The organism is Pseudomonas profundi, assembly GCF_008638305.1.
GTDB classification, from domain to species: Bacteria; Pseudomonadota; Gammaproteobacteria; order Pseudomonadales; family Pseudomonadaceae; genus Halopseudomonas; species Halopseudomonas profundi.
In genome coordinates, this window is the sequence record NZ_VTPZ01000003.1 from 165,104 (window position 1) to 186,493 (window position 21,390).

Annotated in this window: 19 protein-coding genes; 11 read left to right on the forward strand and 8 right to left on the reverse strand. The window is 60.4% G+C overall.

The annotated features are described in order from the left end of the window. Positions 1–58: 58 nt before the first annotated feature. The 3 genes from znuB to FZE95_RS05850 are packed head-to-tail and all read right to left on the reverse strand — an operon-like array spanning position 59 to position 2,104. Entirely contained in the window at positions 59–844 is a 786-nt protein-coding gene (znuB, locus tag FZE95_RS05840) for a zinc ABC transporter permease subunit ZnuB (protein ID WP_150299904.1), read from the reverse strand. Continuing rightward, positions 837–1,613, reverse strand: coding sequence for a zinc ABC transporter ATP-binding protein ZnuC (gene znuC, locus FZE95_RS05845; RefSeq protein WP_150299905.1), 777 nt, complete (start codon positions 1,611–1,613; stop codon positions 837–839). Before znuC ends, znuB begins: the two co-directional genes overlap by 8 nt. Next, positions 1,610–2,104, reverse strand: a complete 495-nt coding sequence (locus FZE95_RS05850) for a Fur family transcriptional regulator (RefSeq protein ID WP_150299906.1) — start codon at positions 2,102–2,104, stop codon at positions 1,610–1,612. Before FZE95_RS05850 ends, znuC begins: the two co-directional genes overlap by 4 nt. A gap of 72 nt (positions 2,105–2,176) precedes the next feature. On the opposite strand from FZE95_RS05850, the gene znuA reads away from it, so the two are divergent. Next, on the forward strand, positions 2,177–3,121 hold the full coding sequence (gene znuA, locus FZE95_RS05855; RefSeq protein WP_150299907.1) for a zinc ABC transporter substrate-binding protein ZnuA: 945 nt from the start codon (positions 2,177–2,179) through the stop codon (positions 3,119–3,121). A 17-nt stretch (positions 3,122–3,138) separates the two neighbouring features. On the opposite strand, the gene FZE95_RS05860 is transcribed toward znuA, so the two are convergent. Next, positions 3,139–4,092, reverse strand: a complete 954-nt coding sequence (locus FZE95_RS05860; protein ID WP_150299908.1) for a homoserine kinase — start codon at positions 4,090–4,092, stop codon at positions 3,139–3,141. Between the two features lie 8 nt (positions 4,093–4,100). Continuing rightward, entirely contained in the window at positions 4,101–4,385 is a 285-nt protein-coding gene (locus FZE95_RS05865) for a DUF2782 domain-containing protein (protein WP_150299909.1), read from the reverse strand. A 93-nt stretch (positions 4,386–4,478) separates the two neighbouring features. On the opposite strand from FZE95_RS05865, the gene polA reads away from it, so the two are divergent. Beyond that, entirely contained in the window at positions 4,479–7,220 is a 2,742-nt protein-coding gene (polA, locus tag FZE95_RS05870; protein WP_150299910.1) for a DNA polymerase I, read from the forward strand. Positions 7,221–7,471: 251 nt separating this feature from the next. On the opposite strand, the gene yihA is transcribed toward polA, so the two are convergent. Continuing rightward, on the reverse strand, positions 7,472–8,122 hold the full coding sequence (gene yihA / locus FZE95_RS05875) for a ribosome biogenesis GTP-binding protein YihA/YsxC (protein ID WP_150299911.1): 651 nt from the start codon (positions 8,120–8,122) through the stop codon (positions 7,472–7,474). Between the two features lie 269 nt (positions 8,123–8,391). Between yihA and FZE95_RS05880 the strand changes: the two genes are divergently transcribed. From FZE95_RS05880 to FZE95_RS05905, 6 genes are all read left to right on the forward strand, one after another. Further along, positions 8,392–9,000: a c-type cytochrome gene (locus tag FZE95_RS05880; RefSeq protein WP_150299912.1), complete on the forward strand. Its 609-nt coding sequence runs from the start codon at positions 8,392–8,394 to the stop codon at positions 8,998–9,000. A 209-nt stretch (positions 9,001–9,209) separates the two neighbouring features. Then, positions 9,210–9,845 (forward strand): thiol:disulfide interchange protein DsbA/DsbL, encoded by a 636-nt coding sequence (locus FZE95_RS05885; RefSeq protein ID WP_223824983.1) that lies wholly within the window; start codon positions 9,210–9,212, stop codon positions 9,843–9,845. A gap of 208 nt (positions 9,846–10,053) precedes the next feature. Further along, a complete protein-coding gene (locus tag FZE95_RS05890) occupies positions 10,054–10,881 on the forward strand; it encodes an endonuclease/exonuclease/phosphatase family protein (protein ID WP_150300073.1) in 828 nt (275 codons plus the stop codon). 231 nt (positions 10,882–11,112) lie between these two features. Further along, on the forward strand, positions 11,113–11,964 hold the full coding sequence (locus tag FZE95_RS05895) for an N-acetylmuramoyl-L-alanine amidase (RefSeq protein WP_150300074.1): 852 nt from the start codon (positions 11,113–11,115) through the stop codon (positions 11,962–11,964). Further along, a complete protein-coding gene (locus FZE95_RS05900; protein WP_150299913.1) occupies positions 11,964–13,193 on the forward strand; it encodes a nucleoside recognition domain-containing protein in 1,230 nt (409 codons plus the stop codon). Before FZE95_RS05895 ends, FZE95_RS05900 begins: the two co-directional genes overlap by 1 nt. A 1,276-nt stretch (positions 13,194–14,469) precedes the next feature. Further along, positions 14,470–15,807 carry a ribonuclease J gene (locus FZE95_RS05905; RefSeq protein ID WP_150299914.1) on the forward strand — a complete coding sequence of 446 codons (1,338 nt, stop codon included), beginning with the start codon at positions 14,470–14,472 and terminating at the stop codon, positions 15,805–15,807. 402 nt (positions 15,808–16,209) lie between these two features. Here FZE95_RS05905 and FZE95_RS05910 read toward each other — a convergent pair whose 3' ends face one another. Beyond that, entirely contained in the window at positions 16,210–17,505 is a 1,296-nt protein-coding gene (locus FZE95_RS05910; RefSeq protein WP_150299915.1) for an NAD(P)/FAD-dependent oxidoreductase, read from the reverse strand. A 239-nt stretch (positions 17,506–17,744) separates the two neighbouring features. On the opposite strand from FZE95_RS05910, the gene alr reads away from it, so the two are divergent. Both alr and FZE95_RS05920 read left to right on the forward strand, forming a co-directional pair. Beyond that, positions 17,745–18,815, forward strand: coding sequence for an alanine racemase (gene alr / locus FZE95_RS05915; RefSeq protein ID WP_150299916.1), 1,071 nt, complete (start codon positions 17,745–17,747; stop codon positions 18,813–18,815). Between the two features lie 248 nt (positions 18,816–19,063). After that, positions 19,064–19,612 (forward strand): cupin domain-containing protein, encoded by a 549-nt coding sequence (locus FZE95_RS05920; RefSeq protein ID WP_150299917.1) that lies wholly within the window; start codon positions 19,064–19,066, stop codon positions 19,610–19,612. Between the two features lie 33 nt (positions 19,613–19,645). On the opposite strand, the gene FZE95_RS05925 is transcribed toward FZE95_RS05920, so the two are convergent. Then, positions 19,646–20,200, reverse strand: a complete 555-nt coding sequence (locus FZE95_RS05925) for a DUF4136 domain-containing protein (RefSeq protein WP_150299918.1) — start codon at positions 20,198–20,200, stop codon at positions 19,646–19,648. 291 nt (positions 20,201–20,491) lie between these two features. Here FZE95_RS05925 and FZE95_RS05930 point away from each other — a divergent pair, with 291 nt between their 5' ends. After that, positions 20,492–21,337, forward strand: a complete 846-nt coding sequence (locus tag FZE95_RS05930; RefSeq protein ID WP_150299919.1) for a BON domain-containing protein — start codon at positions 20,492–20,494, stop codon at positions 21,335–21,337. The last annotated feature ends 53 nt before the right edge of the window (positions 21,338–21,390 follow it).

A 21,390-nucleotide genomic window follows, 5' to 3' on the forward strand; every position in this document is an offset into this window, starting at 1 on the left:
GGACAATCGAAGCGCGACGGTGTTACAGGGGTTGGCGTAATCCGAGCTCAGGCGCGGCTCAGGCGCGTCTGGGCACTGCCAATACCAGCATGAACAGAGCCGCCGCGCAGACCACGATCGACGGGCCGGCCGGAGTGTCCAGATTCCATGACATGCTCAGCCCGCCCAGCACCGCCAGGCAGCCCAGCACGCTGGCGCCAAGAGCCATTTGTTCCGGGGTGCGCGCGTGACGCTGGGCAGCGGCCGGCGGAATGATCAGCAGTGAGGTGATCAGCAGCACGCCGACGATCTTCATTGCCACAGCGATGACGATCGCGATCAGCAGCATCAAGGCCATCTGAATGGCCGTCACTGGCTGACCCTCGACCCGGGCCAGCTCCTCGTGCACGGTGACCGCCAGCAGGCGGCGCCAGAGCAGTGCCAGCAATACTAAGACCACCGCGACGCCGCCAAGCATCCAGCCGAGATCCGCAGTACTGATGGCCAACAGATCGCCGAACAGGTAGGCCATCAGATCGACCCGCACGTTATCGGTCAGCGCTAACACCACCAGGCCGAGGGACAGCGTGCTGTGAGCAAGAATACCCAGCAGGGTATCGCTGGCCAGCCACTGGCGGTTCTGCATCACCACCAGCAGTACCGCCAACAGTACGCAGCCAGCGGTAACCGCGATGGTCAGATTGATGTCCAGCAGCATGCCCATGGCGATGCCGAGCAGTGCCGAGTGCGAAAGGGTATCGCCAAAATAGGCCATGCGCCGCCAGACCACGAAGGATCCCAGTGGGCCGGCAACCAGCGCCAGCCCCAGTCCTGCGACCAGCGCGTAAATCAGAAAATCAGGCATGCTTACAATTCGGTCCGTGTTGATGCCCAGCGGGCGTTTCGACCACCTCGCCGTGCAGATCATGGTCATGATCGTGGTGATGGTTATATACCGCCAGCGCGCTGGCCTGTTCGCCAAACAGCGCGACGAAGGCCGGATCCAGGCTGACCTGCTCCGGACGGCCGGAACAGCAGACGTGCCGATTGAGGCAGACCACGGTATTGGTCGTGGACATCACCAGATGCAGATCATGCGAAACCATCAGTACACCGCAACCGTAACGGTCGCGCAGCCGGGTGATGAGTTCGTAGAGTTCGATCTGGCCGTTGACATCGACCCCCTGCACCGGCTCGTCGAGCACCAGCAGATGCGGTTTGCGCAGCAGCGCCCGCGCCAGCAATATGCGCTGCAGTTCGCCACCGGACACCTGTTGCAGCGGACGCTGGGCCAGATGCCCTGCTCCGACCTCTTCAAGCGCCTCGACCGCCGCGGGACGCTTGACGCGCGGTGCGAGCATCAGGAAACGCAATACGGTCAGCGGCAGCGTTGCATCGACCTGCAGTTTCTGCGGCATATAGCCGATCCGCAGTCGCGATTTGCGTGTGACCGTGCCTGAGTCAGCCTTGAGCAGCCCAAGCACGATGCGCACCAGGCTGGTCTTGCCGGCGCCGTTGGGCCCGATCAGCGTAACGATCTCGCCCGGTTCAACGCGAAGATTCACTTGGTCGAGAATGGCGTTGCCGTGCAGTCGCAGACTGACGGACTCCAGTGTGAGCAGTGCGTCGCTCATGCAGCCACCTGGCACTGAGCGCAGAGCCCGGTGATCTCCACGGTTTCGCCTTCCACCGCAAAGCCCACACTCGCAGCACTGGCGCCAATGGCGTCGCGGATAGCCGGCTGATCCAGCTCGATGGCGATGCGGCAGGACCGGCAGATCAGAAACTGCCCTTCGTGTCGATGCTCCGGACTGGCGCAACCGATAAAGGCATTCAGCGAGGCAATGCGGTGCACCAGACCCTGCTCCAGCAGGAAATCCAGCGCGCGGTACACGGTGGGCGGTGCCGCGCGGCGGTCATCCTCGCGCGCCAGCGCTTCGAGAATATCGTAGGCACCGAGCGGTTTGTGGCTCTGCCAGACCAGTTCAAGCACACGTTTGCGCAACACCGTAAAGCGCACGCCAGCCTGCGCGCACAATTGCTCGGCAGCGTCCAACGCCTCGCTGACACACTGGCTGTGGTCATGCGGGTGATGGGGATCGATCTGGATGAATGCGTCCGTCATTGGTCTGGCCTATATGCCCAGGAAGGAATGGGCTGTTATCATATAACACTTGACTGGTCCGAGGTATCTCCCATGTTGTTCCGTCGTCTGGTGTTGTTGCTTGCCGGGCTGAGTGTGAGTTGGTCCGCCGTCTCAGCCACCGCCCCCACCGTGCTGACCACTATCAAGCCGCTGCAATTGATCGCCGCTGCCGTGCTGGATGGTGTCGATGCGCCTGGCGTGCTGCTGCCACCAGGCGCCTCACCGCACAGTTATGCATTGCGGCCATCGGATCGCCGCGCCGTGCTACAGGCTGAACGCATTTACTGGGTGGGCCCGGATCTGGAGATGTTCGTCGAGCGGCTGTTGAACAACAGCCAGACTGCCGTCGAGCTGATGGACATTCCGCAACTGGCACTACGAGACATGCGCCAGACGCTCCCCGGTGCAGACAACCATTCCGATTCGCCGGGTGCACAGGCTCATCAGCACGAACATGGACACGAGCACACACCCGGTAGTCTGGACGCGCATATCTGGCTGGACCCGCACAACGCGCTGACTATCGCGCGTTACATGGCTGCCGATCTGCAGGCTCTCTACCCTGATCAGGCAGACAAACTGACTGATAACCTGACCGCATTCGAAAGCCGCCTGACGCAACTGGACACCCGCCTGCGTGCGCGCTTCGAGCCACTGCATGACAAGCCGTACTTTGTATTCCATGACGGCTACGGTTACTTCGAAGACCATTACAATCTGGCGCCGCGGGGGATATTCAGTCTGTCCCACGAGGTGCAGCCGGGCGCGCGACATATCAATGCGTTACGTGACCAGCTGCAGCAGGCCGGCCCTGCCTGTGTGTTCAGCGAGCCCCAGTTCACCCCGCGACTGGTCGATACCCTGACCCGCGACCTGCCGATCCGCAAGGCCGAGCTGGACCCGCTGGGCAGCGAGATCAAGGTGGACGCGCGAGGCTATCAGGCGTTACTCGAAGGGCTTGCCGATCAGCTGGCGGGCTGTCTGGAAAAACTCTGAGGCGAGGCCTGCCAGGATCAGCTGGATACCGGCAGCGCTATCTCCACCCGGCGGTGATTCGCCAGTATTGTCTGGAAGTGACCCGGATCCTTGATCAACACGCCCGCATGCTCGGCGTGCGCCCGTGCTGCAATTTCTCTGGATAGCCAGAACCGCAGCGCGGCGATGCGCAACATAGGCGGCCAGCACTGAGCCTCAACGGTAGTGAAGGGACGGCGCGCCGCATACGCCTTGAGCAAGGCGTCGGTACGGACCGGGTCGAGTTGATCAGCATCGTCCGAGCACCAGTCGTTCACGCATATGGCGACGTCATAGAGTGTCGAGCCACTGGCAGCGTTGTAGAAATCAATCACGCCGGTGAGCTTGTCGCCTTCAAACATGATGTTGTCGCGGAACAGGTCTGCGTGCAGCACGGCCTGGGGTAGCTTTTGCCTGAATGTTGCAAACTGGTCCAGCGCCTGCAATGCCTCATCAAGCAGCACTGATGTGTCGCCCGACGCATGCTGGCGTAGCAATGCGGCTTCGTGCTTCATCCACTCGACACCGCGATCGGTCTTGCGGGCAAGTCCACAATCGGCGCTGACCTGATGCAAGCGCGCCAGCGTGTCACCCACAGCGCTGCAATGCCTGGCGTCGGGCTGCTGCACGTGAGAGCCCCGCAGGCGCGGCTGGAGCAGTGCCGGTCGACCGTTCAAGGTGCCTATGGCCTGTCCGTATCGATCTGGAATGGCGTAAGGCACCGGCAACGCGGCCTGGTGCAGGCACTCCAGTAGCGCGACGAAAAACGTCAGCTCATCGGCAGGACCGCGCTCGACAAGGGTCAGTACAAACTCCCCCGTCTCGCAGGTCACGAAGAAATTGCTGTTCTCGCTGCCGCCGTCGATGCCCCTGAACTCAATCAGCTTGCCCAGATCGAAGGTCTGCAGAAACTGCTCGAGCTGGGCGCGGCTGACCGGGGTAAATACCGACATGAGTTATCTCACCACTCGAAAATCTTCCAGGATGGGATACGCATGCCCTCAGGCTGATCGCCACGGGTGAAGTTGCCTTCGTCATCCACGGCTACCAGAAAATAGGGCGGGCCGACCTTCGGGGTAACCTTGACGGCATAGAGAAAGCCGTTGACCCGATATTCCTCGACGGTGCGGTCACCTTCCTGACGAATGGTGACATCAGGCTCTGCGGTAATCTGATCCTGGGCCATGAGCGGCAGACTCACTGCCAACACTGCGGCGCCCAACCAACGGTTTAATATGCGTGACATGTTACTCTTGCCCTTTGCCCGGAATGTTCGGAATGTCCCTTCTACTGCTGACCATTCTAGCCCTTTTTACCTATGGATACGTTGACCTGACGCATGACTGATAATGCACCCCTGATCCTGGTGGATGGCTCGTCCTACCTGTACCGCGCCTTCCACGCCCTACCGCCGCTGATGACCTCCACCGGCAAGCCGACCGGCGCAGTGAAAGGCGTGCTGAACATGCTCAACAGCCTGCGCAGGCAATATCCCCACAGCCCCTTTGCGGTGGTCTTCGATGCCAAGGGACCGACCTTTCGCGACGCGCTGTTCGAAAGCTACAAGTCTCACCGTCCACCCATGCCCGACGACCTGCGCGTGCAGATCGAGCCGCTGCACGCCAGTGTAAGAGCGCTGGGTCTGCCACTGCTGTGTGTAGAGGGCGTCGAAGCCGATGATGTGATCGGTACGCTGGCGCGGCAGAGTGCAGCGGCAGGCCGGCCGGTAATTATTTCCACCGGCGACAAGGACATGGCGCAGCTGGTCGACGAGCACATTACGCTGGTCAACACCATGAGCGGCACGGTGTTGGATATTGCCGGCGTGCATGAGAAATTCGGTGTCGGCCCGGAGTGCATCATCGATTATCTGGCGCTGATGGGCGATAAATCCGACAACATCCCGGGCGTACCCGGTATCGGCGAAAAGACTGCCCAGGGCCTGGTTACCGGGCTCGGCGGCGGGCTTGAGGTGATCTATGCCAATCTGGAAAAGATACCCGAGCTGCCGATCCGCGGCGCCAAGAAACTGGCCGACAAGCTGGTCGAGAACCGCGAGATGGCCTATCTCTCCTACCAGCTGGCCACCATCAAGGTCGACGTCGAGCTGGAGCTGCGCGCCGATGCGCTGATGCCCGGCGAACCGAACCGCGACGCATTGATCGAGCTTTATCAGCAACTGGAATTCCGCAACTGGCTGGACGATCTGCAACGCGAAGCCAAAGCCGCGGATGCCGCCATCCCCGGCCCGGCCAAGGCGGAAACTGTCGAGCCGCATTACGAAACCATCCTGGAGAAGGCCGATTTTGAGCGCTGGGTCGACAAGCTCAAGGCCGCCAAGCTGTTCGCCTTCGATACCGAAACCACCAACCTGAATGCACAGCTGGCCGAACTGGTGGGCATCTCGCTGGCGGTCAATCCGCACGAGGCAGCCTATATTCCGCTCGGGCATAGCTATATGGGTGTACCGCAGCAGCTCGACCGCGAGTATGTGCTGGCAACACTGAAACCGCTACTGGAAGACCCGTCGCGCGCCAAGGTCGGTCAGCATTTCAAATACGACATGAATATCCTTGCTCACTACGGCATCGATATCTGTGGGGTGTCGTACGACACCATGCTCGAGTCCTACGTGCTGAATTCGACCGCCAGCCGCCACGACATGGACAGCCTGGCGCTGAAGTATCTGGGCCACGGCACCATCCGCTTCGAGGACGTTGCCGGGAAGGGCGCCAAGCAGCTGACCTTCGATCAGGTATCGCTGGAGCAGGCCGGACCTTACGCCTGCGAGGATGCGGACATCACGCTGCGCCTGCACCAGACGCTGCTGCAGAAGCTTTCGGCTACGCCATCTTTGGTCAGCGTGCTGAAGGACATCGAGATGCCGCTGGTACCGGTGCTGGCGCGCATCGAGCGTTACGGCGCGCTGGTCGATGCCCAACTGCTTGGCATCCAGAGCCGCGAACTGGGTGAGAAAATGCTCAGTCTGGAACAGCGCGCCCACGAGCTTGCTGAACAGCAATTCAATCTGGGTTCGCCCAAGCAGCTGGGCGTCGTGTTGTATGAAAAGCAGGGCCTGCCGGTCATCTCGAAGACCGCCAAGGGCCAGCCCAGCACCGCCGAATCGGTACTCGCCGAGCTGGCCGAGCAGGGTTACGAGCTGCCCCAGGTAATCATGCAGTACCGCACGGTGAGCAAGCTCAAATCTACCTATACCGACCGCCTGCCCGAGCAGATCAATCCGCGCACCGGTCGTATCCATACTTCCTATCACCAGGCGGTAACGGCCACCGGTCGGCTTTCTTCATCCGACCCGAACCTGCAGAACATTCCGATTCGCACCGCCGAAGGCCGCCGAATCCGTCAGGCGTTCATCGCGCCGCAGGGTTATAAGGTACTGGCGGCGGACTATTCCCAAATCGAGTTGCGGATCATGGCGCACCTCGCCCAGGATGCCGGTTTGCTGGATGCCTTCCGACATGACCGGGATGTGCACCGCGCCACTGCTGCGGAAGTATTCGGCGTGTCGCTTGAAGAAGTGAGCAACGATCAGCGGCGCAGCGCCAAGGCGATCAACTTCGGCCTGATCTATGGCATGAGCGCTTTTGGGCTGGCCAAACAGCTTGGCGTCGGACGCAAGGAAGCCCAGGAATACATCGACCGCTATTTCGCGCGTTATCCCGGCGTACTCGGATACATGGAACGCACCCGTCAGCAGGCCGGCGACCAGGGCTTCGTCGAAACCCTGTTCGGGCGCCGTCTGTACCTGCCGGAGATTCATTCGCGCAACCAGGCACTGCGCAAGGGCGCGGAACGCACGGCGATCAACGCACCGATGCAAGGCACCGCGGCCGATATCATCAAACGCGCAATGATCACGGTGGATAACTGGCTCGCCGAATCCGGGCTGGATGCGCGGGTCATCATGCAGGTTCACGACGAACTGGTACTGGAAGTGCGTGAGGATCTGGTCGATGACATCCGCGCCGGCCTCTGCGAACGCATGAGTGCCGCGGCAACGCTGGATGTTCCGCTGGCGGTGGAAGTGGGCGTGGGCAACAACTGGGACGAGGCGCACTGACCCTGATCATTGCTCTGCAGGCCGCGCCAGCCGCGGCCTGCAAAAAAGTTCGATTTTTTTTGCGTGCTGATTGAACTTTTTCGGAACCCTTTCGGTCAGAGCTTATGAATGGCCAGTCAAGCCTTTCTTGCTCCTTAGATGTGATTTTAGTGTTGGCAGAAAAACCCGGGCACCCTTTCCTAGCACAGCCCGGTCGTTAAACCCCGATCCTTCCCTCCCCATAGAAGCTCGGGGTTTTTTTTGGCTGCGATTTACTCCGCGGACACGTCCTCGCTCTCGTCCTCATCCTCGCTAAAGAACCACACGTCGAGCACCTCGTACGCCTCTTCCAGGCCCTGACGCTTGGGTGCAGAGAACAGCTGTACCGTCGCCCGGTTGCCGTATTCCTTGCGAACCGTCGATTGCACCTTGAGCAGCACATTCTTTGCTGCGCCATACGCCAGTTTGTCCGCCTTGCTCAACAGGATATGCGCAGGCAGACCGCTGACATCCGCCCATTCGAGCATCATCCGGTCAAAATCGGATAATGGATGGCGAATATCCATCACCAGCACCAGGCCGACCAGCGAATCCCGCTGTGTCAGGTAGGCATCCAGATGTTGTTTCCAGTGTTCCTTCAGCGCCAGCGGCACCTTGGCATAACCGTAGCCGGGTAAATCGACCAGCCGGCGCTGTTCATCCAGTGCAAAGAAATTGATCAGCTGGGTCCGACCCGGCGTCTTCGATGTTCTGGCCAGACGCGCGTGAGTCAAGGTATTCAGCGCGCTGGATTTGCCCGCGTTGGAGCGCCCGGCGAAGGCGACTTCGTAGCCGACGTCCATGGGGCATTGGTCGACCTGGCTGGCGCTCTTGATGAAAGTGGCTTGCTGACAGAGGGAAACAAGGGGTGTAGCTGAGGACATGGACGATCCATTGGGGCTGACGAGGGCTGATGACATTCACCTGAGCCGGTAGCTTAGTATATACTGCTGCGGTTTTATATCCTGAAAGCGTAACTGCGACAGTATGGACATTGCTTCGCTTTAGAGCGACCGATAGCATGGCGTTGGCAAACCGACCTCTGCTTCATTTATCGAGCAATAACAAACGAGGCGGTCTGTCCTAGAGCGCGTTGCAGACCGTAGCGACGGGTACAGCCCACACATTCTTTTAGCCGTAATTGGATTAGCCGATGAATAAATTACTCGTGAGCCTGGTGTTATCTCTCGGTGTGGCCGGTTCGGCCCATGCACTGGAAGGCAACGCCGAAGCTGGACAGGGCAAGGTCGCCGTTTGTGGCGCCTGTCATGGACCAGACGGAAATAGCCCTCTCCCGAATTTCCCCAAGATCGCCGGGCAAGGCGAACGCTACCTGCTCAAGCAGTTAGTGGACATCAAGGAAGGCGCTCGAGTAGTTCCGGAAATGACTGGCATGCTGGAGCCTTTCAACGAACAGGATCTGGCTGACATCGCGGCTTATTTCTCAGAACAGACCGCGACCAAGGGCGTCGCCGATCCCGCACTGGTCGAGCGTGGCGAAGAGCTGTATCGCGGCGGCAATCTGGAAGTCGGCCTTCCTGCCTGTACCGGCTGCCATTCCCCGACTGGCCAGGGCATCGATACAGCTGGTTTCCCGCAACTGGCTGGTCAGCACGCTCAGTACACCGCCAAGCAGCTGGCTGATTTCCGGGAAGGGGACCGCACCAACGACGGTGAGGCGCAGATCATGCAGACCATCGCCAGCCGCCTGAGCAACCGCGATATTGAAGCTGTTTCGGATTACATTCAGGGTCTGCGATAGATCTCGATGTATTGCCATCTGTAACGGCAGACTTCAAAAAAAGGGTGGCTTCGGTCACCCTTTTTTGTCCCTGCGGGCGTTACAGTGGCTATACCATGCAAGCAGTGTTTTAAATTACCCCCGGCCCGTGTTGCGTTGCCGGACGATATCAGGGAAGCTCCGAGCTCATCGAATTCCCTGAATACCAGCGTTCTGTACAGGAGAACTACATGCGCGCGATGTTAACAGTTGGTCTGATCTGGCTCTTGGGCAGTTTCGCCATGGCGACCGCACAGGAAGCTACCAACTACCAGGAAGGCAAGCATTACGTGAAACTGCCGAGCCCGGCACCCGTGGAAGAGCCCGACAAGATCGAAGTCGCCGAGCTGTTCTGGTATGGCTGCGGTCATTGCTTCAGCTTCGAGCCGATCATCGGCGAATGGAAGAAAGACCTGCCAGAGGACGTACATTTCCGTCCTGTTCCGGCATTCTTTGGGGGCGCCTGGGATACCCACGGCCAGCTGTATTACACCCTCGACAGCCTGGACAAGCTTGATGAAACACACACTGCTGTGTTCCAGGCGATGCATAACCAGAAAAACCGCCTCGCTGATCAGGAAGCCATGATCAAGTTCCTTGAGCCCTACGGCATCACCGAAGAAGAGTTCACCAAGGCGTGGTCATCCTTCGGCGTACGCGCGAAAATCGAGCAAGCCAAACGCCTGGCCAAGGCCTACCGCGCCAGTGGCGTACCGACTCTGATCGTCAACGGCAAATACCGGATCGAAGGCGGCATGGCCGGCAGTTTTGAGGATATGCTGAAAGTGGCCGACTATCTGGTCGAGCAGGAGCGCGAGGCACTTTAACCGCTCCGTTTCTGGAGCCTGGCGAGTACCGCACAGAGGGTGATGGCCGACAAACGGACAGGCTATTACCAGGGGCTCTGAAAGGGCCCCGCTGTGCAGTTTGCGCTTCTGACCAGGGACTGGCCACGCAGTTTTTCCACGATGGCTACGAGGGGGTTAGATGATTGCAGCGGGAAACATACCGGCGAAGCGCTCCACCCATGGCGCAATGGCGACTGCCAGTCTGCAAACCAACCCGCACTGTGTGCACGGCGAGCAAGCGCTGCCTGAAGTACTACGCCTGCTGAGTTTCAATATCCAGGTCGGTATCAATACCCAGCGCTATCGACACTATGTTACCCGCAGCTGGCAACATCTGTTGCCCCACGCAGGGCGCAGCACCACGCTGGATCTGATCAGCCGCATCCTCAACGATTTCGACCTGGTTGCCTTGCAGGAGGTTGATGGCGGCAGTATGCGCTCGGGCTATATCAACCAGGTTGAGCACCTTGCCCGCGAAGGCAAGTTTCCTTACTGGTACCAGCAACTTAACCGCAATCTCGGGCGCTTCGCCCAGCATTCCAATGGCCTGCTCAGCCGTTATGCACCGCAACTGCTCGAAGACCACAAGCTACCGGGTGTACTACCCGGGCGCGGAGCCATCCTCACCAGCTTCGGTGAAGGTCCCGATTCGCTGCTGGTGGTCATGATGCATCTAGCGCTCAGCCCGCGCACCCGTGCAAATCAGCTGGCATATATCCGTGAGCGCATCGCTGATCACAAGCACGTAGTGCTGATGGGCGACATGAACACCCACGCCGAGGATCTGCTGGAAAATTCGCCCCTGCGCGGCTCGAAAATGCACACCGCGACGCTGCCGGGCACCTATCCAAGCTGGAAGCCCGCGCGGGTGCTGGACCACATTCTGCTCAGCCCCAGCCTGTCCATCGAACAGGTCGATGTACTGCCCCATCCGATCTCTGATCACCTACCGGTGTCGATGCATATCCGCCTGCCGTCCGGCCTCTGCGTACCCGCCCATAAGGCGGATAGCTAACCGACAGATCTTCCTGCTGGTACCCCTCGCATTAGGTAACGGACATGCTAGGCTAGCCTTCGATTTCCATCGGCGTCCGGGCCAGTGCCGTTTCATTGCGGCCGCGCCCAGGAGCCGTTTGGCGTGAACAGGACGCGAGGAGTGAAGTGTGTTCAGCACATCCATGTGCGTTAACCGGGGACAGACCGGCAAGGGGCCCAGGTGAGATTTACCGCACTGTTTTTTCTCGTCATGCTCCTGGTTGGCTGTACCGGCGGTCCCCGCATCGATACCAGTCACCAATCCAGAAGCCATGACAGCCGTGTACGTTACGTAGTGCTGCATTACACATCGTCCGGCTTCGACCGGTCCCTGAACGCCCTGACCCAGGGGCCCGTCAGCAGTCACTACCTGATCGATGAAGGTCCGGCCACCATCTATCGACTGGTGGACGAAGATCGCCGCGCCTGGCATGCAGGGGAAAGCAGCTGGCAGGGGCGCACCTACGTCAATGGCATATCGATCGGGATCGAACTGGTACATCGGGGATTTATTGAGACGCCCGAGGGCAGGCGCTGGTATCCCTGGGAGCAGGAACAGATCGACAACCTGGTCACTCTGCTCGAGGATATTCTTCAGCGCCACGATCTGGCACCGGAACAGGTTGTGGGACACAGCGATGTCGCGCCGCAACGCAAGGTCGATCCGGGTCCGCTGTTTCCGTGGTTTCAACTCGCGGAGGCGGGCGTGGCAATCTGGCCGGACGCCGATTCGGTAGCCCTCTACCAGGCGCAACTAGCCGGACTCACCCCATCGATCAGCTGGTTCCAGCAGGCGCTGGCCGGCTTCGGTTACGAGGTTCCGCAAACCGGGCTGTTGGACAAGCCCACACTGAATGTCATCGCGGCCTTTCAGATGCGCTTCCGGCCGGCGCGCCATGACGGCCAGCCAGACACCCAGACGGCAGCCCTACTCGCAGCGCTGGTACCCACAGCAGCACAATCGCCCCTATGGTGTGCATACAAGCAGACGTCTGAAAGCACGACGCCGCCCTGTCTGCTGCCGTTGCCCGACGCAAGCCCCAACCAGGACATTCTTGACTGATGCTGAACGGAATCTGGCTCGGCTTTTTTACCGCTGCGTTCGCCGCCGCGCTCTGGCAATGGCTCGGCGTCGGCGATAGCGAAGTCTTCAGCCGTCTGGTGGCGTCACTGTTTGATATGGCGCGGTTGAGCGTCGAAATCGTATTGGTGCTGGTCGGCACCATGACGCTATGGCTGGGTTTCCTGGCCATCGCCGAAAAAGCCGGCCTGATCAGGGTACTGGCACGCGTGCTGGATCCCCTGTTCCGGCGCCTGATGCCCGAGGTGCCCAGCGGCCATCCGGCGCTGGGGCATATCACCATGAATTTCGCCGCCAATGTGCTGGGGCTGGACAATGCCGCCACGCCGATCGGCCTCAAGGCCATGCACGCCCTGCAGAGCCTGAACCCGAACAAGGAAACCGCCACCAACGCACAGATCCTGTTCCTGGTGCTGAATACCTCGTCGCTGACGCTGCTCCCGGTCACTATTTTCATGTACCGGGCGCAACAGGGCGCAGCGGATCCTACTGCGGTGTTTCTGCCGATTCTGCTGGCGACTACCGCCTCAAGCCTGGTTGGCCTGTTGTCCGTGGCGGTGATGCAACGCCTGCGGCTGTGGGACCCGGTCGTGCTGGCCTATCTCCTGGGTGGCGCACTCGCCCTGGGCGCGCTGCTGGCCACGCTCGCCGGCATGTCTGCCCAAGCATTGAGCGCCACCTCGACACTGGTCGGCAACCTGACGCTGTTCGGCATCATCATGGCGTTTTTGCTGGTAGGCGCGCTGCGCAAGGTAAACGTCTACGACACCTTTATCGAAGGCGCAAAGGAAGGCTTCAGCTTCACCATGTCACTGCTGCCGTTCCTGGTGGCGATGCTGGTGGCGGTCGGGGTGCTGCGCGCCAGCGGCGTACTGGACGCCGGCCTGGACGGGATTCGCTGGGTGGCTGATGCGCTGGGTTGGGATACGCGTTTCATCGATGCGCTGCCCACGGCCTTTATCAAACCGCTATCGGGCAGCGGCGCCCGGGCCATGATGATAGAGACCATGGATACCTTTGGTGTCGACAGCTTCCCGGCTCTGATGGCCGCGACCTTCCAGGGCAGCACCGAAACGACCTTCTATGTCATCGCCGTGTATTTTGGCGCGGTCGGTATCCGTCGCGTCCGCCACGGGCTGGGCTGCGCGCTGCTGGCTGATCTGGCAGGGATGCTGACTGCCATAGCAGTCTGTTACTGGTTTTTTGGGTAGGGTCTGCTGGCATCTCACCGCAGCTCGATATGAAAGTTGGGATCTGCCGCATTAGCTGCAGCAGGCCGCCCTGGGGTTGGCGTGCGCCTGCGCGCCGACAGGCAAAGCTTGATGCCACGTGCGGGCACGGCGTAGCGCAGGCGCGCTACACCCCCAGGTGCGTTGTGCGATAGCTCATATTCATGACCCAACGCAGCGGATCGAACGGGTCCCCCTGGGGTTGGCGTGCGCCTGCGCGCCGACAGGCAAAAGCGTGAGGTCAAGCGCGAGCACGGCGTAGCCCAGGCGCGCTACACCCCCAGGTGCGTTGCGCGATAGCTCATACTCATGATCCAACGCAGCGGATCGAACGGGTCCCCCTGGGGTTGGCGTGCGCCTGCGCGCCGACAGGCAAAAGCGTGAGGCCAAGCGCGAGCACGGCGTAGCGCAGGCCCGCTACACTCCAGGTGCGTTGTGCGATAGCTCATATTCAGGATCCAACGCAGCGGATCGAACGGGTCCCCCTGGGGTTGGCGTGCGCCTGCGCGCCGACAGGCAAAAGCGTGAGGTCAAGCGCGAGCACGGCGTAGCCCAGGCGCGCTACACCCCCAGGTGCGTTGCGCGATAGCTCATACTCATGATCCAACGCAGCGGATCGAACGGGTCCCCCTGGGGTTGGCGTGCGCCTGCGCGCCGACAGGCAAAAGCGTGAGGCCAAGCGCGAGCACGGCGTAGCGCAGGCGCGCTACACCCCCAGGTGCGTTGCGCGATAGCTCATACTCATGATCCAACGCAGCGGATCGAACGGGTCCCCCTGGGGTTGGCGTGCGCCTGCGCGCCGACAGGCAAAAGCGTGAGGCCAAGCGCGAGCACGGCGTAGCGCAGGCGCGCTACACTCCAGGTGCGTTGTGCGATAGCTCATATTCAGGATCCAACGCAGCGGATCGAACGGGTCCCCCTGGGGTTGGCGTGCGCCTGCGCGCCGACAGGCAAAAGCGTGAGGTCAAGCGCGAGCACGGCGTAGCGCAGGCGCACAACTCCCAGGTGCGTTGCGCCCTAGCTCATATTCAGGAACCAACGCAGCGGACCGAACGGGCTCCCCTGGGGTTGGCGTGCGCCTGCGCGCCGACAAAGGTTGGCACCCTTGCATAGCGCTGAGCTGCCTCAAACGGGCTTCATCGTGGAGTGGCGTGCGCTCGCCCAGGTTACCGCTCGCGATCGACGGCCAATACCCCCTTCCTGCGGGGCCGGAATCATCTGTTAAGCTGTCAAAACAGCCTCACACAGGACCGCGCCGATGTCTGCACCCCGATTCGATCAGCTTCACCGCGAGCCAGGCCCCTTCTTTGTCGCCCTTGGGGGCGCCGGCATGTTCGGTGCCAATTTCTATCTGTACGGCTCGGCTGGCGAATGGATCGCGGTGGATTGCGGTTTCGCTCTGCAATCGGCCCCCGGGGGCGCAACACAGGTATCGATTCCGGACGTCGGCGCTCTTGAGCGTCACGACATCAAACTTTCGGCGATCCTGATTACCCACGGGCACGAAGATCATATCGGCGCGATCCCTTATCTCTGGCGACAGCTGGACTGTCCACTCTATGCCAGCCCTTTCACCGCAAGGCTTATCCGTAACAAGCTTGATCCAGCCCTCAGCTGGCCAACCCTGCGTGAGATCAAGCCACTGCAACCGGTGGGCATTGGCGCCTTTCAGGCTGAATGGATACCGGTCACCCACTCGATCCCGGAATCGCATGGCATTGTGCTCGACGTCGCGGGCAAACGGCTTTACCACAGTGGCGACTGGAAGCTGGATCCGCAGCCGGTCGTGGGTGGCCTGACCGCACAGGGTCGGCTGCAGGCGATTGGCCGCAGTGGTGTGGACGTGATTATTGGCGACTCCACCAATGCGCCGACGGCTGGAGCCAGTTATTCCGAAGCAAGCGTACAGAACGGTCTGCTCGACACCATCCGGGCATGCCGCAAACGGGTCATCGTGACCTGTTTCGCCAGCAATCTCGCGCGCCTGCACAGTCTTGCGGAAATCGCCTTCGATACTGCGCGTTACGCAGGCCTGCTCGGGCGCAGCCTGCTGACCATGCACCGGGCCGGCCGTGCGCATGACTATCTGAGCGCCCGCCCCGGATTTATCGATCCCTGGGAGCTGGGCTATTTGCCGCGCGAGCAACAACTGTGGATCTGCACCGGTAGCCAGGGCGAGCCCGCTGCGGCTCTGGGCAGGCTGGCCAGCGGAAGCCATCCGCATCTGTCACTGGAGGAAGGCGACACTGTGGTGTTTTCCTCGCGATTGATTCCGGGAAATGAGGAGTCGCTGGCTGCGATCAAGTCAGGTTTGAAGGAGCAGGGCGTCACAGTCATCGATGACGACATGGCGCCCATCCACGCCTCCGGCCACCCGCCTCAGGATGATCTGCGCCAGCTATATGGATGGTTGAACGCGCGCTATTTACTGCCGGTGCACGGCGAGCCCTACCATCAGCAAGCTCACCTCAAGTTCAGTCGCAGCCTGGGATTGAGCGGCCTGGTGCCGGCCAACGGCGACCTGATAGACCTGCGCGGACGGCCGTGCAAGGTGGCGCAGATGTCGACGGGGTTGGTTGAGATTCAGCGGGATTGAGTGTGATGGCCGTTAACCCCGTAATCCCCCCTAGCCCCCGTTTTTCAAAGTGGGGAACGTTACCGTGCGAGTCTGGGTTACCTGCGTCATTCTGACGGCGGGCTATCGCCCAGGATAAAAAACCCTCGGCCGTTCGGACCAGCCCCCCACTTTGAAAAGGAGGGACGTTCGTGCGGGTCTGACGCATCTGCGCCGTCCTGCTGGATAGCTTCTGCCAGGAAATGATAAGCCGGTAACCGGCTCCTTTTTTGAAAGAAGAGGGAAGCTCGTATGGCACTTTTGCACCTGTGTCGCCGCGTCAAATGGCTATCCCTGAGAATACAACAACCAGCAGCCGCTCGGACCAGTCCCCCACTTTGAAAAAGGGGGGCTAGGGGGGATTCGCTTTTAAACAAAGCCCAATCACACCACTTCCTTGACCTTCTGCCACAGCATGCCCAGCGCCAGCAGCGGTGCGCGGAAACGATCACCGCCCGGAAACGCCATATGCGGTACGCGGCTGAACAGATCGAAGCCGCGGCTGGCCTGCCCGGTAATCGCCTCGCTGAGGATTCTCGCAGCCAGGTGCGTGGCGTTCACGCCATGCCCGGAATACGCCTGCGCATAGAACACGTTAGCCTGCCCCGGCATCTTTCCAATCTGCGGCAAGCGATTGGCGCCGATGCCGATCATGCCGCCCCATTGATAGTCGATTTTCACATCCGCCAACTCAGGAAATACCCGCAACATCTTCGGGCGCATATAGCCGGCGATGTCCGCCGGATCACGCCCGGAATAATGACAGGCCCCGCCGAACAGCAGGCGGCGGTCTGCGGACAAGCGGTAATAATCCAGCGCCACGCGCTGATCACACAGCGCCATATTCTGCGGTATCAACCGCTGCGCTCGCGCTTCGCTCAAGGGTTCGGTGGCGATGATGTAACTGCCTGCCGGGATGACCGTGCCGCTCAGGTGTTTGTCCAGCGTACCAAGATAGGCATTACAGCCGATCACCAGATGCTGCGCGCGCACCGTGCCGCCAGCAGTGTGCACCGTAACCGTCGGGCCATGTTCAATACGGGTCACTTGGGAGTTCTCGAACAGCCTGACACCCAGGCTCTCAGCCGCTGCGGCCTCGCCCAGCGCCAGATTGAGCGGATGCAGATGGCCGGAGCCCATGTCACTCATGCCGCCTACATATACATCCGAGCCCACCACGCTGCGCATGTTGTCCGGCTCGACAATGCGCAGCTCATGCGGATAACCCAGGGATTCCAGATCGGCTTTTTCCTCACGGAACTGCTCCAGGTGGCGCGGCTTGTTCGCCAGATCGCAGTAGCCCCAGGTGAGATCGCAATCGATATCAAACTCGGCTACGCGGTCCCGCACGATCTGCACCGCCTCGATGCCCATGCGTTTGAATTCCCGCACACCCTCGGCACCGACCTGGTTTTCGAACTGTTCCAGATCATGCCCAACGCCGCGGATCAGCTGACCACCGTTGCGTCCACTCGCGCCCCAGGCGATCTGATGCGCCTCCAGCAAAATAACCGAGAGTCCGCGCTGGGCCAGTTCAATAGCCGTATTCAGCCCGGTAAAGCCGCCGCCTACCACGCAGACGTCAGCCTGGGCCTCGCCCTTCAGTTCTGGAAATGCCAGGGATTTGCCCGGTGTGGCGGCGTAATAGGAGGGCGCATGATGATCGGTATGGCAGAGCATAGGAACGTTCCATTAGGACCAGGGAACCTCCGGACAACTGCTGCGCTCGGCCATGCTGCGTTGCAACTGACCTTCGCTCGCCAGGTTCTCCAGAGGCTTCTGAAGAAAACATGTTGACCAAAATAACCGATCCCGCTGCGCCGGGTACAGAAAACGTCCGCTGCGATTGATTCCCGGCGTCCGCGCGCCCGCTCCGGTCTGCTAATCTAGGCACCTGCCGTCCTCCGGAATACGCCGCCATGCGCCCAGCCCACGCTCTGATCAACCTCGCCAACCTGCGTTACAACTACCTGTTGGCCAAACAGCTTTCCTCCAGCAAAGCCCTGGCCGTGGTCAAGGCCAATGCCTACGGCCATGGCGCGGTACGCTGCGCCGAAGCGTTGGCCGATCTGGCAGACGGTTATGCGGTCGCCTGCATCGAAGAAGCTCTGCAGCTGCGCCAGGCGGGGCTCGAGCATCCGATACTGCTGCTGGAAGGCTGGTTCGAAGCGAGCGAGCTGCCGCTGATTGCCGAACAGCAATTGTGGGTTGTGGTTCACCATCATGGGCAACTGGCGGACCTCGAGCAGGCCAACCTGAGCCAACCTGTCCATGTATGGCTGAAACTGGATAGCGGCATGCATCGGGTGGGCTTTACGCCGGAGGAGTACCCGGCGATATGGCAAAGGCTGCAGGCAAATCCTAACGTGACCAGTCTGACCAAGATCACTCACTTCTCACGCGCCGACGAGCCCTCTACGGGACGTACCGAACAGCAGCTGGCGGTCTTCGAACAGGCCACGAAAAACCTCGATGGGCCAAGCAGTCTGTGCAATTCAGCCGGCGTGCTGGCCTGGCCCCAGGCACACGGCGACTGGCTGCGGCCGGGCATCATGCTGTATGGCGCGACGCCCTTTGATTTCGCACAGGACAGCGCAACCAACCTGAAACCCGTCATGCAGCTGGATTCGAAAATCATCGCTGTGCGCCACGTGCCCGCCAACGAACCCATTGGTTACGGTTCGCGCTTCGTCACCGCCCGCCCTACGCGGGTGGGCGTGGTGGCCATGGGCTATGCGGACGGCTATCCACGCCACGCGCCCGACGGCACGCCGGTGCTGGTCGATGGCTTGCGCACCACCCTCGCCGGGCGCGTATCCATGGATATGCTGACGGTTGATCTGACCGACTTGCCGGAGTCCGGACTCGGCAGCCATGTGCGGTTATGGGGTGAAGGGCTGAATGCCAGCGAGGTCGCCGGCTGGGCGGGCACCATTGCCTATCAACTGTTCTGTAATCTGAACCGCGTACCCCGTCATTATCAGCAATAAGCTGCGTTGAAAATTTCGAACGGCCGTGCAATGATTCGCCTCAAATTGCCCCCTAGTATTGATTCGCCTTAGGAGCCTCTGAAGAACGTAGCGAGCGAAGGTCAGGCAAGGCGAAAGCCGACGAAAAAGCGGAGTTTACGTGCTGTAAATGAGCATTTTGAGACGCCGAGTTTCGGGAGGATTTCAACGCAGCATGGCCGAGCGCAGTAGTTATTCAGAGGCTCCTGAGCTCCCGGAGGATCCAAACCTTGGATGTTGGCGCCCGTCTCAAAACCATTCGGAAGCTGAAGGGCTTATCCCAGCGTGAACTGGCCAAACGCGCCGGCGTCACCAACAGCACCATCTCCATGATCGAAAAGAACAGCGTCAGTCCCTCTGTGAGTTCTCTGAAGAAAGTGCTCGCGGGCATCCCCATGTCGCTGGTGGATTTCTTTTCCTCCGAAGCCGAGCAGGTCAACCAGCGCAAGGTGATCTTTCGCAAGGATGAACTGCTGGAAATCGGTTCAGGCCAGGTGTCCATGAAACTGGTCGGCAAGAGTCACCAGAACCGGGCGTTTTCATTCCTGAACGAAACCTACCCACCCGGCTCTGACACCGGGCCGGATATGCTCAACCACGAAGGCGAGGAGGCTGGAACGGTGGTTGCCGGCAAGCTGGAAATCACCATCGGCAGCGAGGTGTATGTACTCGATACCGGCGACAGCTACTATTTCGAAAGTAGCCAGCCACACCGCTTTCGCAACCCCTTCGATGTATCCTGCATTCTGATCAGCGCAACCACGCCGGCCAATTTCTGACTGGTTCGCAGGATAACCAGCCTGTTTGCCGGGTCAGTAGGGTGGATAGCCCTCAAGCACTTCACGCGCCATCTCGTGTGTGCTCTGGGTGCGGTCAGTGGGTGATCGCTGACGCTGATTCAGCACCTCGCTGGTGCTCCCGCGCCAGACCAATTTGTCATCCGCAGCATCGGTCAGATCGATCTGCATGGTGGCCACATCGTAGGTCAGGGTACGGGTCTGACTCATCGGTCCCATCATGCCCCAGCCCCAGTAATAATGGCCGCCACCGTAGTGAGTGGTCACGTTGTCCTGCCGTTGCTCAACAATCATGTACACCCGCACCAGCAAATCAGGCTCGCCGTCGTTGGACGGGCGCAGTCCGCGCGCATCCAGTTGGCCGCTGACCGCCTCCTTGATTCGCTGCGTGGTCAGATCGCTGGTGATACGCGGGTCATCAGCGGGCCTATAGCTCACCGCCGGCTCACTCCAGCTCCAGTCGCGATATTGAGTGAAGTCGCGGTTGCTGTCGAAATCGCGCTGGCCCTGTGTGGTCTGGCAAGCGCCAAGCAATAACACCAGGGTCATCGGATAGAGAAAGCGCAACATGGTCCTACTCCGCTGCAATGCCGGCCAGATGGCCTGCTCTTAACCTTGAGATATAGCAGAGATGATCGCAGCAGCAAATCCCGCGGCTGCCGCGCGGCGTGCGCCGCGCATTGGCGATTCCGTGCAATCTGCATGCAGGCATACGGCCATTTCGTGCAGAGTGCATAAGGGCGAACCTGTGGCGCTTCAATAAGCGATTGAAACTTAATGAAAAAAGCCCAAGTCCAATTGGCACGGGGATTGCCCTGTTCCTGAAGCAATTCAAACGGATCTGATAGAAGAGGAATCGCCATGCATAAGTTGAAACAACTCGCCGTTGCCACCGCGACCGCCGGTCTGGTCGCACTGTCGCCAATGGCTGCCCATGCCGATGACGGCGACCTGAATCGCCAGCTGGACGATGCACGTGCCGAAGGCTCGGTCTCCACCGCAATCGCCACCAACCGCAATCTCAGTCCTTTCTCGATTGATGTCGAAGTCGAGGGCGACACCGCGGTGCTGACGGGGGAGGTCGAGTCTGACGTCGAAAAGGACCTGGCTGAACAAATCGCAGCGGACATCGAAGGCATCGATAACATCGACAACCAGCTACAGGTGGGTAAAGAAAGAGAGCACGGCAAGGCGGCTGGCGAACGGTCCCTGGCCGAGCGCATGAGCGATTCCACCACTACCGCCACTATCAAATCCAAGCTGCTATGGAACAGCAGCACCGAAGGCCTGGATATTCACGTCGACACCGAGAATGGCGTGGTCACGTTAACCGGTGAAACCGATTCATCCGCATCCAAGGAACTGGCCGAACGCCTTGCCGAGGATACCGATGGCGTCCGGGAGATTCGAAACGAACTGCAGGTAACCGGTGAAGATGCCAACGAAGCAGAGGGCACGGTGGCCGAAACGGCGGACGACGCCGGTAACGCTATCAGTGACGCATGGATCACCAGCAAAGTGAAGTCGAGCTACCTGTTCAGCCGCAGTCTCAGCGGCCTGGATATTTCCGTCGATACCAATAACGGCAAGGTGGTGCTGGAGGGCTCGGTGGATACCGACGCGGAAAAAGACCTGGCCGAGCAAACCGCGAAAAACATCCGCGGCGTAAGGGAAGTCGACAGCTCGGCATTGAGCGTGGCCGAGTAACAGCATCAGGCCGGAGGGCCACGGAACAATATTGGCCGCCCGGTCGTATCAAG

Coding starts and splice junctions, on each gene's coding strand:
- znuB (WP_150299904.1), bottom strand. CDS start 844: ATGCCTGATTTTCTGATTTACGCGCTGGTCGCAGGACTGGGGCTGGCG.
- znuC (WP_150299905.1), bottom strand. CDS start 1,613: ATGAGCGACGCACTGCTCACACTGGAGTCCGTCAGTCTGCGACTGCAC.
- FZE95_RS05850 (WP_150299906.1), bottom strand. CDS start 2,104: ATGACGGACGCATTCATCCAGATCGATCCCCATCACCCGCATGACCAC.
- znuA (WP_150299907.1), top strand. CDS start 2,177: ATGTTGTTCCGTCGTCTGGTGTTGTTGCTTGCCGGGCTGAGTGTGAGT.
- FZE95_RS05860 (WP_150299908.1), bottom strand. CDS start 4,092: ATGTCGGTATTTACCCCGGTCAGCCGCGCCCAGCTCGAGCAGTTTCTG.
- FZE95_RS05865 (WP_150299909.1), bottom strand. CDS start 4,385: ATGTCACGCATATTAAACCGTTGGTTGGGCGCCGCAGTGTTGGCAGTG.
- polA (WP_150299910.1), top strand. CDS start 4,479: ATGACTGATAATGCACCCCTGATCCTGGTGGATGGCTCGTCCTACCTG.
- yihA (WP_150299911.1), bottom strand. CDS start 8,122: ATGTCCTCAGCTACACCCCTTGTTTCCCTCTGTCAGCAAGCCACTTTC.
- FZE95_RS05880 (WP_150299912.1), top strand. CDS start 8,392: ATGAATAAATTACTCGTGAGCCTGGTGTTATCTCTCGGTGTGGCCGGT.
- FZE95_RS05885 (WP_223824983.1), top strand. CDS start 9,210: ATGCGCGCGATGTTAACAGTTGGTCTGATCTGGCTCTTGGGCAGTTTC.
- FZE95_RS05890 (WP_150300073.1), top strand. CDS start 10,054: ATGGCGACTGCCAGTCTGCAAACCAACCCGCACTGTGTGCACGGCGAG.
- FZE95_RS05895 (WP_150300074.1), top strand. CDS start 11,113: ATGCTCCTGGTTGGCTGTACCGGCGGTCCCCGCATCGATACCAGTCAC.
- FZE95_RS05900 (WP_150299913.1), top strand. CDS start 11,964: ATGCTGAACGGAATCTGGCTCGGCTTTTTTACCGCTGCGTTCGCCGCC.
- FZE95_RS05905 (WP_150299914.1), top strand. CDS start 14,470: ATGTCTGCACCCCGATTCGATCAGCTTCACCGCGAGCCAGGCCCCTTC.
- FZE95_RS05910 (WP_150299915.1), bottom strand. CDS start 17,505: ATGCTCTGCCATACCGATCATCATGCGCCCTCCTATTACGCCGCCACA.
- alr (WP_150299916.1), top strand. CDS start 17,745: ATGCGCCCAGCCCACGCTCTGATCAACCTCGCCAACCTGCGTTACAAC.
- FZE95_RS05925 (WP_150299918.1), bottom strand. CDS start 20,200: ATGTTGCGCTTTCTCTATCCGATGACCCTGGTGTTATTGCTTGGCGCT.
- FZE95_RS05930 (WP_150299919.1), top strand. CDS start 20,492: ATGCATAAGTTGAAACAACTCGCCGTTGCCACCGCGACCGCCGGTCTG.